Here is a 221-nt window from a genome sequence, read left to right on the forward strand (position 1 = left end):
CTCAGTGATGCGGCACCGGTCGTGTTACTCACCCAGTCCGCGCTGGTTGAAACACTGGACAGCAGCCTGCCTACCGTAGTACTTGATGCCTGCCCGTCGTCCGTCCTTGACGGGGTGCCGGACAGTAACCCCGACAGCCGGGACCTGGCCTCACACCACCTGGCTTATGTGATTTACACCTCCGGTTCTACCGGCCAGCCTAAAGGGGTAATGAACAGCCA

The 221-nt window shown here is 60.2% G+C and carries 1 protein-coding gene; it reads left to right on the top strand.

Annotation, left to right across the window (positions count from 1 at the left end):
• Positions 1 to 221, top strand: a 221-nt coding sequence (locus FE394_RS20190) for an AMP-binding protein (RefSeq protein ID WP_319927939.1), incomplete at both ends; no start/stop codon positions are given.

Source organism: Xenorhabdus littoralis (genome assembly GCF_033949345.1).
GTDB classification, from domain to species: Bacteria; Pseudomonadota; Gammaproteobacteria; order Enterobacterales; family Enterobacteriaceae; genus Xenorhabdus; species Xenorhabdus littoralis.